At 61.6% G+C, this 10710-nt stretch carries 8 protein-coding genes and 1 pseudogene; 2 read left to right on the plus strand and 7 right to left on the minus strand.

Annotated elements, in window-relative coordinates:
* A partial coding sequence (locus tag WS62_RS04385; protein ID WP_156440856.1) for a transposase occupies positions 1 to 395 on the plus strand: 395 nt, incomplete at its 5' end.
* A 28-nt stretch (positions 396 to 423) separates the two neighbouring features.
* Here WS62_RS04385 and WS62_RS37845 read toward each other — a convergent pair.
* From WS62_RS37845 to WS62_RS04410, 6 genes are all read right to left on the minus strand, one after another.
* Positions 424 to 1137: a hypothetical protein gene (locus tag WS62_RS37845; RefSeq protein WP_231748186.1), complete on the minus strand. Its 714-nt coding sequence runs from the start codon at positions 1135 to 1137 to the stop codon at positions 424 to 426.
* A gap of 171 nt (positions 1138 to 1308) precedes the next feature.
* Positions 1309 to 1551 (minus strand): hypothetical protein, encoded by a 243-nt coding sequence (locus WS62_RS04395; RefSeq protein ID WP_066568248.1) that lies wholly within the window; start codon positions 1549 to 1551, stop codon positions 1309 to 1311.
* 239 nt (positions 1552 to 1790) lie between these two features.
* On the minus strand, positions 1791 to 2225 hold the full coding sequence (locus WS62_RS35885; RefSeq protein ID WP_156440857.1) for a hypothetical protein: 435 nt from the start codon (positions 2223 to 2225) through the stop codon (positions 1791 to 1793).
* Between the two features lie 22 nt (positions 2226 to 2247).
* Entirely contained in the window at positions 2248 to 6693 is a 4446-nt protein-coding gene (locus WS62_RS04400; RefSeq protein WP_231748187.1) for an RHS repeat-associated core domain-containing protein, read from the minus strand.
* An 84-nt stretch (positions 6694 to 6777) separates the two neighbouring features.
* Positions 6778 to 7209, minus strand: a complete 432-nt coding sequence (locus tag WS62_RS04405; RefSeq protein WP_231748188.1) for a DcrB-related protein — start codon at positions 7207 to 7209, stop codon at positions 6778 to 6780.
* 45 nt (positions 7210 to 7254) lie between these two features.
* Positions 7255 to 9183, minus strand: a complete 1929-nt coding sequence (locus WS62_RS04410) for a type VI secretion system Vgr family protein (protein ID WP_066568259.1) — start codon at positions 9181 to 9183, stop codon at positions 7255 to 7257.
* Positions 9184 to 9660: 477 nt separating this feature from the next.
* Between WS62_RS04410 and WS62_RS32495 the strand changes: the two genes are divergently transcribed.
* Positions 9661 to 9948, plus strand: a complete 288-nt coding sequence (locus WS62_RS32495; protein WP_231748189.1) for a hypothetical protein — start codon at positions 9661 to 9663, stop codon at positions 9946 to 9948.
* A 521-nt stretch (positions 9949 to 10469) separates the two neighbouring features.
* Here WS62_RS32495 and WS62_RS04420 read toward each other — a convergent pair.
* A pseudogene (locus WS62_RS04420) lies at positions 10470 to 10710 on the minus strand (aspartate aminotransferase family protein); the annotation flags it as partial.

A 10710-nucleotide genomic window follows, 5' to 3' on the forward strand; every position in this document is an offset into this window, starting at 1 on the left:
CTCACCCTCTTTGGCCGGTCCTGACCAGCATGCCGGGAGTCGGCGTCAGGACCGCCGCCAGACTCCTGACCGAAGTCGCCCATAAAGCCTTCGCTTCGGCTGCTCATCTGGCGGCCTACGCTGGCCTCGCGCCGGTCACCCGGCGCTCAGGCTCGTCGATCCGTGGCGAGCACCCGTCCAGACGGGGCAACAAGGTGCTCAAGCGCGCCTTGTTCCTCTCCGCCTTCGCGGCCTTACGAGACCCAGTCTCACGGGCCTATTACTCGCGCAAGATCCAGCAAGGCAAGCGCCACAACCAAGCGCTCATCGCACTGGCTCGGCGACGCTGCGACGTCCTGTTCGCCATGCTGCGCGACGGCACCATTTACCAACCCAAGTCGGCCCCTAACGCTTGACGAACAACATAGGGGCACTCCCCACACATCAAGTCCGCGGTATCTCGACCACACGTCGATAAGTGGACTTGTATAAGAAGATGCGCTCGTACGGCCCAAATTCCAGTACCTCACCGCTCGGCCAGTCCACCCCCTGATCCTGCGAGGGATCCCAAAAATCCACGGTTATCAGCAGCCAGTAAGCATCACATTGCTGATACTTCTTAGCCTTTTCGGTCTTGTCTGCGATCGCCCGCCGAACACGATCCACTTGAAGCACCGGAACCGAATAGGATTGCAGCACCTGCCACTTGGGATTGGCCCACTCGCCACTCAGATACATCCACGACACGCAATCTAGATGCTCGAACGTCAAAGCATCAACCAGACCCGGTGGCCCCAATTGAACATGAGACGCGACTTCAGCTATCGCAATAGCCGATGCCTCAACCTCCGCAGAGTTCTTTAACGGGTGGGCAGTATCAAAAGTGATGGATAGTTCTATAGGCCTCCCGCCTGCGTTGTCATGAAGCTTTTGAGCGCGTGTCACAACACGCTCGCGAGGTATCTTCTGCCTTCTCTCGCTTGCCAGCTCCTCGCCGGCGACGATGTGAAGCTCCGTCATTTCAACGCCGATCAGCCTATCATTTCGCACAAGTATGTCTGGGCACTCAGATGGTTCAGCATCCCCGATCAGCTCAGGATAATCGTTACGAAACGACTGAAATAGCCGCCATTCCCTCTCTTTCTTCTCCGCGCTCATTTCTCCACCCACTACAATGAGTCAACACTCAAGCCCCAATTACATTGCATTTACGACCACGCCTGACGAGCGTGTTTGACGCGCAGAATCTCCACTACGTCTACAGCGATGCCGACGCGCAAAACACGCTGCGCTCGCAATCAACGACTCCGCTTCGGAACGGTTGATCCATCACACCTGAGCCTCGCCGGGCGTCGTCGTAAGCCGAATCACCGGATTGGGTAAATCAGAGCGAACGCACTCGAGGCGGACGAAATTGATCGCGGCAGAGGAGAAGCGCAACTCGCGCCGAATGGTCGACTCCAACACATCGTCGGCTTGCCGACTACCGATGTAGCGCCGCACATCGGCCCGCGTCAAAGTCGTCAGGTTGTAGCCACCAAAATACGGTTGCAGCTTCTTCAGCGAGTACAAATCACGCTGCCTAGTGCGATGATTTTTTGCAGGCAGATAGATTCCGATTACTTTTGATCTACCCGATTTCTTCGGGCCATTTCAATCTTGGGGAGCTGCTCACGGGCATCCATTTGGCTAGCGCGCCACCATCATCGAGGGACACCCACAGCTAATCAACCCCACCAAACACTCAAATAAATGATTTCATCATTTCCTTATCCGAATACCAAAACACACCTCCCCGCTAATCCACCGCATCAAAATTCAGGATAGTTAGTCTCCCATTTTTTCTTAAAATTTCCCTGATCAATTCCATGATTTTTTAGACAAAAATCCATCATCTCATGATAATCGTCAAAAACGTTATAGACGTAATTTTCCGCATGATCCGAAAAAACCTCTTGATCCTCGTGGTATTGTCGATCAACCGTAAAGCTCTCCACCTTATAGAGCCACAAGGCATTCTCCCTTGGCTCCCTACCTAGAACAGCAACCTCCGGATACAGATCATCCAAAGAAATTCCGTTCTCCATCAACTCTCGCGCTCTTTCATCCATATACCGAACAGCTCTAACGATTACATATTTAGATGCCCCATCCGGCAATATTTCCTCATAGAACATACCATTTTCATCCGCGCGGACACCTGGAGGAAATGGGCCATAAACAAATGCAGGCTCTTGCTTGCTCATCACTCGCCCCAAATCTTAAATTTCAATAAAAAATTCTTATTATCTTCCCATCAAAATTATGAATTTGAAGGTGATCGCCCAACAAGGCATGATCTCCGGGTTTTGCACTCGCATCGGCAGCATCCCAATGGTAAGAACCTTCTCGCTCAAAAGCGCCATGACCACCTGGCAACCAATCTGACCCGCTTTCAGAAATCCTTCCCTTCGGAAGCACCTGCCCTGTCGTATTTCTATATGCCCTAGGCATTCCCTTACCAGTAGTCAGAGCAAGCAATAACTCCTCAGCCTCTGCCTTTGAGCCGACCGTTACTTGGGCTCTCTTACCCGAATTCAACTGCTCCTTGATATTTTTTAGATCACTTGCGCAAGATAATCCCCACGGATCGATCCAGCTTATGGGATTCGGCGCATACTGATATTGGTTCAACCCGCCCGCCAACCCGATCGGATCCGGCGTAATGAACCGCCCCACTTCCGGGTCATAGTACCGGAACGTGCTGTAGCAGAACCCCGTCTCCAGATCTTCGTACTGCCCCTGCAACCGCAATGCCTGCGGCAGCGGCTGCATCACATCCCCCGCCGGATTCGCGCGGAACTCCGGTGCATACTCCTGCAGCATCGTATTCCCCCACGCCCGGTACCGCGTCCGCCACACTACTCGCCCGCCGCCGTCCGTCAACTCCTCCGGCGCGCCGCTCGCGTTCGCATGGAAGTAATAGATCTTCGCTTCGGGCTTCGCATCGACGGCCGGCCTGTCCCGCTCGTCCTCGTGATACAACCGCCACAGCCAATGGCTGTCTTCGTTGATCGCATCGATCCGCGCCAGCGGTACGTACCCCTCGCCCTCATACAGGTAGGTCACCGCCTGGTGCCCCCGCTGCTCCTGCACGAGTCGCATCCCGTCCCAAACGAACCGCGTCGTGCCGAACGCATCGTGCTTCGCAATCCGCCGCCCCAGCGCGTCGTAGCTGAAGCGCACCGTCTGCTCGACGCCGCGCCGCACCGTATTCACTTCGACGAGTTGATGCTCGACGTTGTACTTCAGATGCTGGATCGTGTGACCGCCCGTCAGCTTCTCGACGAGCCGCCCGTGCGCATCGTATCGATAGCGGCGATCGCCGCTCATCAGCAACCGATTGCCTTCCACCCGCCCCGGCTGTCCCGCCGGGCGCAGGTTCGACGCCGCATCGTATGCAAATTGCTCCGTCAACACGCCCGCTGCATCCGTTCGGCCGGCCGCGCCCGCAACCGCGCTGCCGAGCAATCGCCCGGCAGGGTCGTAGCTGTAGTTCAGCTCGCCGCCCAGCGGATCGATCCGCGCCGTCAGTTCGCCGCCACGGTCGTACGCGAACGCCTTGCGCAACCGATCCTGACTCTGCCGCGAACCGAACGCAGACCATGAGCTGGGTCCGTGCCGCACGTCGCCGATCCATTGCCCGACCTTCCGCGACAGGCTGTCGTACGCCGTCGCCAGCGTCTGCGCCCCCTGCGTCCGGCTCACCTCGCGATGCAAGCGATCGCGCTCGAAATCGCAGACGGTCTCGCCGTTCGATGCGATCCGATGCAGATGACCGCTGCCGTAATACAGCCAGCTCAGCGTGCGGCCGTCCGGCAACGTCGTGCCGATGCGATTGCCGAGCGCGTCGTGCTCATGCGCGAGCCTCGTCATCCGGATCTGCCCGTCGTCGCCGACGACCTCCGAGGTTTCGCCGACCAACCGATCCAGTTCGTCGTATGCGAATGTCACGGCGTCCATCGGACAGCCATCGAGATGCGTGCGCGCAACCCGCTCGAGCCGGCCCGTCGCATCGTAGCCGTATGTCGTCACGGTTTCCGGCGTGCGCTTGCGAACAAGACGCCCCAGCGCATCGCGCTCCAGTTCGATCGTGATCTGCTCGGGCGTGCCCGCCGCCTGCCTCACCACGACGGGCGCACCGCTCGCATCGCGCTGGTATTCGACGCGCACGCCATCCGGGCCGACTTGTTCGATCAGGCGGTCGGCGGCGTCGTACGCAAACCGGTAGCTGTCGCGCAATTCGTTGTAGAGCGCGCGCAAATTGCCGGCTGCGTCGTATTCGAAGCCGACCCGATGGCCGTTCGCATCGGTTCTGGTCGTCAGGCGCCCCACCGCGTCGTAAGCGAATGAGGTCGCATGGCCGTTGCCGTCGACGAACGCCGCCAGCTCGTCCGCGAGCGACCAGCGGTAATGCTCGTCGCTGCCGTTGGGCAATTTCACTTCGGCGATCCGATCGCGGCCGTCGTAGCGATAACGCGTGGTGTGGCCGAGCGCATCGGTCAGCGCCGTCATCCGGCCGCGCCCATCATGCTCGAACCGCGTCGTGATGCCCGAGCAGTCCGTGCGCGCGATCAGCCGGTGGCGCGTGTCCCATCCGAATTGCGTGATTCCGTCGCGCGCGTCGACGATCGCCGCCGGCCGCCCTTGCCGATTGAGACGGAACTCGGTGCGCTGCCCGAGCGGATCGGTTTCGCCGACCCGATTGCCGCGCATGTCGAACGCGTATTGCCACTGCCGGCCATCGGCGAGCGTCTGCTGCTCCAGCGCCATCCACAGCGGATGCCAAGCGAACCGCGTCGTCTCTCCGAGCGCGTTCACAAGCTCGGTGGGCAGGCCGCGTTCGTCGTCGTAACGAAGCAGCGTCGTCGCGCCATTCGGTTCCACGAACCCGACAAGCTCGCGATTCGGACTCCAATCGAAACGCCAGATCTGTCCGAGCGCGTCGGTATGCGCGGTTACGAGATAGTCGGCGTTCCATTCGCACAGCCGCGTGCGGCCGAGGTGATCCGTCACGCGCGTCGCCTGCCGCGCGAAATCGTATGCGAATCGATAACGCTCGCCGTCATTCGTCCAATGTTCGACGACGCGCGCCTCCCTGTCCGTCAAGCCGTTCTCTTCAGCCAGCGCCTTGCGCTCGAATTCTTCCCATGCGTAATGCGCGGTCTTGCCGCCCGGCAGTCGATGCATCGTCATGCGTCCCGCCGGATCGTAGTCGAAGCGGCGCCGCTCGCGCCCTTCTCCGTCAGACACGCTCGCGAGCAGGCCGTCGGCGGTATACGCATAACTCACCAGGCATTCGGTCGCGCCGCCCGCGTGGAGGATCACGCGCGACATCCGCTCCCGGTGCGATGCGTCATATTCGATCTGCACGCGGTGGTCCGCCATCGTCGCCAGTTCGTCCAAACGACCGTGCGCGTCATAGTGAAAGTGCAGTTGGTTCGCGTTGCGATCCTCGAATACGACGGGACGCAGCGTTTGCGTCGCGCGACCAACGCGCGGCAGGCCGAAATCGAAACACAGGCCGTCGTCCTGCTCGATCATCCAGTGCCCGCCCGGCGTACAGGCAAAAGTCAGTCCTTCGCTGCGATTGAAGTACTTCTGCCCCGGCTGCAGATCGGGCACCGGGGTTCGGCGTCCTTGCGCGTCGATCCAGCGGTGCGGATTGTCGCCGCCGATGCCCAGTTGCAGTTCGACCGCATACGGCAGGTTCCATCCGCGGCCGAGCGGCCGATCCGCACGCGGATCGAGGCTGCTGTAGAAGCGCTGCCAGACGATCGGCACCGGCGCGTCGAGCACGAAATCCAGATCCTCTTCGCCGTCGAGGATCTTCGCGCCCGTCGGCATGTGGACCGGGTGTCCGGCGCGACCGGACATCACGCTGCCGACGAGCTTGTCGGCCGCCATGTTGATCGCGAAGTTCATGCCGAAGCAGGCGAGCTTGCTGGCAAGCGATCCCTGGCCGCGCATGGCCTGGCAAAGCGCGATGGCGAGACCCGCGTATTTCGCGATCGTCGCGAGCCACGGCGGCATCTCGCTCGTGACCTCCCGCACCCTCACCCGGTCGCCGCCGATGCTGACGTCGGCCGACCCCGTGTTGATCTTGCCGTCGCACGTGGTCGCATCCTTGATGCGCGACGCGGGCCGGCCGTTGATGAAGACGCTCGCCGAGCCTTCCGCGAGATGCTCGCCCGTCGGATTCGGGTGATTCGTGCAAGCGACGAGATCCTGATCGACCGGCGTGAACAGATCCGCGACGGACTGCGGCTCGACGCCGGGCGGCAGCGGCGGCGCCGCCACGCCCGCCGCGCGGGCCGCGCCGCGCCCATTCACGAAGACATCGGTCGAGCCCGTCGCGATGGCGCCCTTCACGTCGCCGGGAATGAAACTGTCGATGAGTTCGCCGGCTTTATCCGATAAATAGCCTTCCAGCGAATCGGCGCCGAGAAAATGGGACGCCGCCGCATTGACGGCCTGGGACATCACCGCACCGACGACGGCCCCCAGTACCACCGCCCCCAGCCCGCCCGTCCCGACGACGAAGGCCGCGGCAGCCCCGATGGCCGCGCCGACCAGCAAGCCTGCGCCGACGGTCGCCGCGACTTTCAGCATCTGGGCAAGCAACGAGGTGTGGGTGAAGGTGTCGTTCACCCGGGCGGCGGCGAGGAGTGACATGGCGAGATCAGTTCTGGCTCATTGGAAACGACCGGACCCGTTGCAATACCGCGTGTATTCATGGCGAGCGTGAACGCACGGGCATCAGGCGTGGGCGCTATAGCTGTCGAGCAGTGTCCGCCACGTCGTTCGATGCAGCTCGGTCAACGGCGTCTGGCTCGACAACGTGATGACCAAGAGGCGCGGCGCGTCGACGACCGTCATCGCCTGGATCTGGTAAAACGCCGAGCCGGACTGGCGGAACGTGCTCTCGAGCTCCAGCGCCGGCGCACGCTGCTCGCCGATCTCGACCGGACGGCGCGAGATCTCCTTGAAGCCGGTCACGTGACGCGTCATCAGCCCGATCTGCCGCTGCATGCATCGGCTCAGATCCTCGCCGCCGATCAGTTGATCGCGGCTGACGACGATCTGGAACGTGCCGCTCGTGTCGGGATGGACGAGCGTCAGCACATTGACCGTGCGATCGTCGCTCAACGACGGGATATCGAAACTGCATTCTTGCGTGAGATATTTCATGTTCTGATCGTTTGCAAAGTAGTCTCTCGCGAACAAGCGCACGCATCACGGATTCAGATCGATCTTCTTGCCCTGCATCAGGAAGTAATCCGAAGCATTCTCGACAATCTGCACGCCCTCGAGCTTGATGAGGCCGTCCTTCGTCATCGTGATGCTCGACTTGCCGCACTGAATGACCACCTGCTCCGTGACGTTGAGCACATAGGTTCCCGCGTGCGGCGGCGCCGCGCCTTCGGCCGGCAGCGCGCCCACTGTCATCGCGAACGCGCTGCCGACGCCGACCGTCTGGTTGTTGCCCGTATTCGAAACGTGATCTTCCTTCACGTTGAGCGTGTGATTGCGCCCCACCGCCCAGCGATGGTCGTTCCCGACGACGCGCAGCTCGTCGTGTTTCACCTCGGTGCGCATGTCGCGCTCCGCCTGCAGCCACAGCTCTTCTTCGCCCTGCTTGTCTTCGAAGCGGATCGCATTCGCGGTGCCCGCGTGCCCCTTCGTCGAGCGGGACAGGATGCCGCTTTGCGTCGCGTTCTCCGGCAGCTTCCACGGCGGCATGTTCTGCGCGTTGTAGACGCGCGAGATGACGATCGGCCGATCCGGATCGCCGTCGAGAAACGACACGACCACCTCGTCGCCGATGCGCGGAATCTGCATGCCGCCGAACCCGCCGCCCGCCCACGGCTGCCCCACCCGAACCCAGCACGAGCTGCCCTGGTTGCGTTGCCCGAGACGGTCCCAATGGAACTGCACCTTCACGCGGCCGAGCGAATCGGTATAGATTTCCTCGCCCTTCGGGCCGACTACGATCGCCGTCTGCGGACCGGCGATGACAGGGCGCGGCGTCGCGAGCGCGGGGCGGAAAGGGATTTTCTTGCGGATGCACTGGAAGCTCGCCGCATACGATGCAACGCCTTCGTTCGACTGATAGTTGTTCACGCCATGATGGCGCACCGCGGTCAGCAGGAACCGCCTGTCCTCCGGCCGCGCGCCGCCGTGGTCGTAATGATCGGTCAGTTCGAAATAACGCCCGGGCGCGAGCGTGCGGCAGTTGCCCGCACCGGTGAACGTCTTGCTGCCCGCCGCCAGCGCTTCGAGCCTGAACCGCGCGAGTTCCTCGCCGCGGTCCGTCGAATCGAAGCCGTGCAGCCCGACGTAGTCGTACACCTCGTACGGGTCGACATTTCCTTGCTCGGTTTTCGTATCGCCCGACACATAGCGCCGGGCCCCCGGCACCTTGTAGTCGAACGTCTTGAGACTGACGGTACTGGACGTCAATTGCCGATGCGCGGCGAATTGCGACACGATCGCCTCGTCGTCGAGCACTTCGCCGGCCGAATAGCGCAGCGCCGGCGGGCCGTCGATCGGCTTGGCGTGAGTCGAATCGTCCGTGACGATCAGCTTGTGGCCATCCTTCGCATGCTCGAAATAGAAGAACAGCCCTTCCTGCTCCATCAGCCGAAGCGCGAAATTCAGATCGCTTTCGCGATACTGCGTGCAGTAGCTATATGGCTTGAGCGCACGGGACAACCGAAACTCGTAGGAAGCCAGTTTCGCGTACTGCGAGAACACCTTGTCGAGCATGTCGCGAACGCTCTTGTCCTGGAAAATGCGCGAGTCGACGCGCCGCGACAGCATCCACATCCATGGCTGAACCGTGGCGGCGTACGTCGCGAGGCCGCCGTCGGTGCCGGTATGGCTGAACTGCGTCACGTAACCGTGGAAATGGCGCACCGGGTTGCCGCCCAACGCGGCCGGCAACTGGAGCGAGATGGCGACCGGCTGCCCGATCATCTGCTTGAGTTCGATCGTCGGATCGCGCGAAGCAAGGCCCAACCGCATGTCGAACAGGACGGACAGCCCCTCGCTGCACTGGAAATCGCTGATAACGAGTTCGGACTGACCGCAAAGCGGTGTCTGAATGCTCAGCAGACGACTATTTTGCAGGTTCAAGAAGCCTGCAATATCGGATAATTGCATGGTTGCCCCCGGCGCGCCTTCGTTCTTTTTGACGACATAGCAGGTCGAAAATATAACGCATTCGCCCGGAAAGTCACTGCGTTTTTTTAGCGTTTTAAAACCCGCCCTAATTCTCTTTAACAAAACCCGGCAATTATTTCACGCACCATAAAATGGACATAATCGGACGGTAACTCTTACACCGGCCGCTGGATTCCGGTGCGCTCGCGCGAAAAGTCGATGAGTCGCCCGTGTTCGACAGACTCACATTACACGAAGCGGCCGATTATATTGACCGTTGCCTGAAGGCTGTCAGGCAGCCGTGCCTGCCGGCCCCGCCTGAAACCTGTTCCATCATTTGCGATCCCAATGCCATGCCGAACGCACCTGTCTCATGGGAGCCGTATTGCCATCGATCGGAAGCGGAATTCCATCTGTCAAACGGAGGAACAGGCAAGCCGCTTCGCCGACGCGGTCCGCGAAGCACAAAAGAAGCTAATGCAGGCTCGTCGCGAACTGCTGCTGTTGCGAACGATCGAAGCCCCCGCCTATATGGCGTCCCTCTATGGCGCCGGCGTATACGGCATCGATCCACCCGATGCGATAGCCGCTCGCGGCTTCGACTGGATGCAGCAGCATCTCGGCAACGGGGCGAGGCAGGACCTCGACGACCCCGCTCGGCTCCTCGCCCCCGATCGTCCGATGACGCCGCCCCAGCCCGGCACGCCTTCGCCCATCCTGCAACTCCACGTCGGCGTCAGCCACCGTCCGGGAGCCACGCATTGACGAACTTCGATCATCCGGCTGACGCGACGGCCGCGCGCCAAGCGCACCGCATCGCAGAACGCCCCGGAAATCGCCCCTCCGGCGCACCGCCGCACGAGTGAGAACCCTCGGCAAGGGAAGCGCGCGGAAACTGAGCGCGCGGGTGGTTCCCGCGTTCACTTGAAGGCTGGGGAGCTCGTTCTCTCCGGGACGCTCGACGTGCGACGTGCGCAGTACGCGACCACGTTCGCGGAACGCGGCAGTCTCGACTCGAAGTGGAAAGAGTCGGCCCGTCGAGCCGGTGCTTTGCGCGCATCGCGATCGAGCAGCAGATCGGCTCCGCGCGATCGCGACGCGCGCTCTTTCCGCTTGCCGCCGCGCAGGAACGCCACTCGGGATCGCGTTCGCGAGCGGTATGGCGGCGGGCGCGGATCGTCTGTTCGCAATTGCGCGGCAAGCGAACGAAGGCGGAGCGTTGCACCCGAAACGCATTCCATCCGAAGCAGTCGCCGCTCGGCGCACTTCGTGCCGCCAGCCCTGAGCTACGACGCCATGCCCAGTTGCTTCGCCGTCGCATCGATCGCCCGCTTCGCCTTCTCGACGATCTCGTCGATCTCCGGTTTCGAGATCACGAGCGGCGGCGACAGCAGCATCCGGTCGCCCGTCGCGCGCATCACCAGGTTGCCGTTGAAGCAGTAGTCGCGGCAGATCGTGCCGACCTCGCCGCCGTTCTCGAAGCGCTTGCGCGCGCCGGGCTCGCGCGCGAGCTGAAGGCCCGCGACG

Origin of the sequence: Burkholderia sp. ABCPW 14, from assembly GCF_001523835.1 — a bacterium.
GTDB lineage: Bacteria > Pseudomonadota > Gammaproteobacteria > Burkholderiales > Burkholderiaceae > Burkholderia > Burkholderia mayonis.

Bases quoted from the DNA above. Each gene is read 5' to 3' on its own strand.
- WS62_RS37845 (WP_231748186.1), bottom strand. From the start codon at position 1,137: ATGAGCGCGGAGAAGAAAGAGAGGGAATGGCGGCTATTTCAGTCGTTT.
- WS62_RS35885 (WP_156440857.1), bottom strand. From the start codon at position 2,225: ATGAGCAAGCAAGAGCCTGCATTTGTTTATGGCCCATTTCCTCCAGGT.
- WS62_RS04400 (WP_231748187.1), bottom strand. From the start codon at position 6,693: ATGTCACTCCTCGCCGCCGCCCGGGTGAACGACACCTTCACCCACACC.
- WS62_RS04405 (WP_231748188.1), bottom strand. From the start codon at position 7,209: ATGAAATATCTCACGCAAGAATGCAGTTTCGATATCCCGTCGTTGAGC.
- WS62_RS04410 (WP_066568259.1), bottom strand. From the start codon at position 9,183: ATGCAATTATCCGATATTGCAGGCTTCTTGAACCTGCAAAATAGTCGT.
- WS62_RS32495 (WP_231748189.1), top strand. From the start codon at position 9,661: ATGCAGGCTCGTCGCGAACTGCTGCTGTTGCGAACGATCGAAGCCCCC.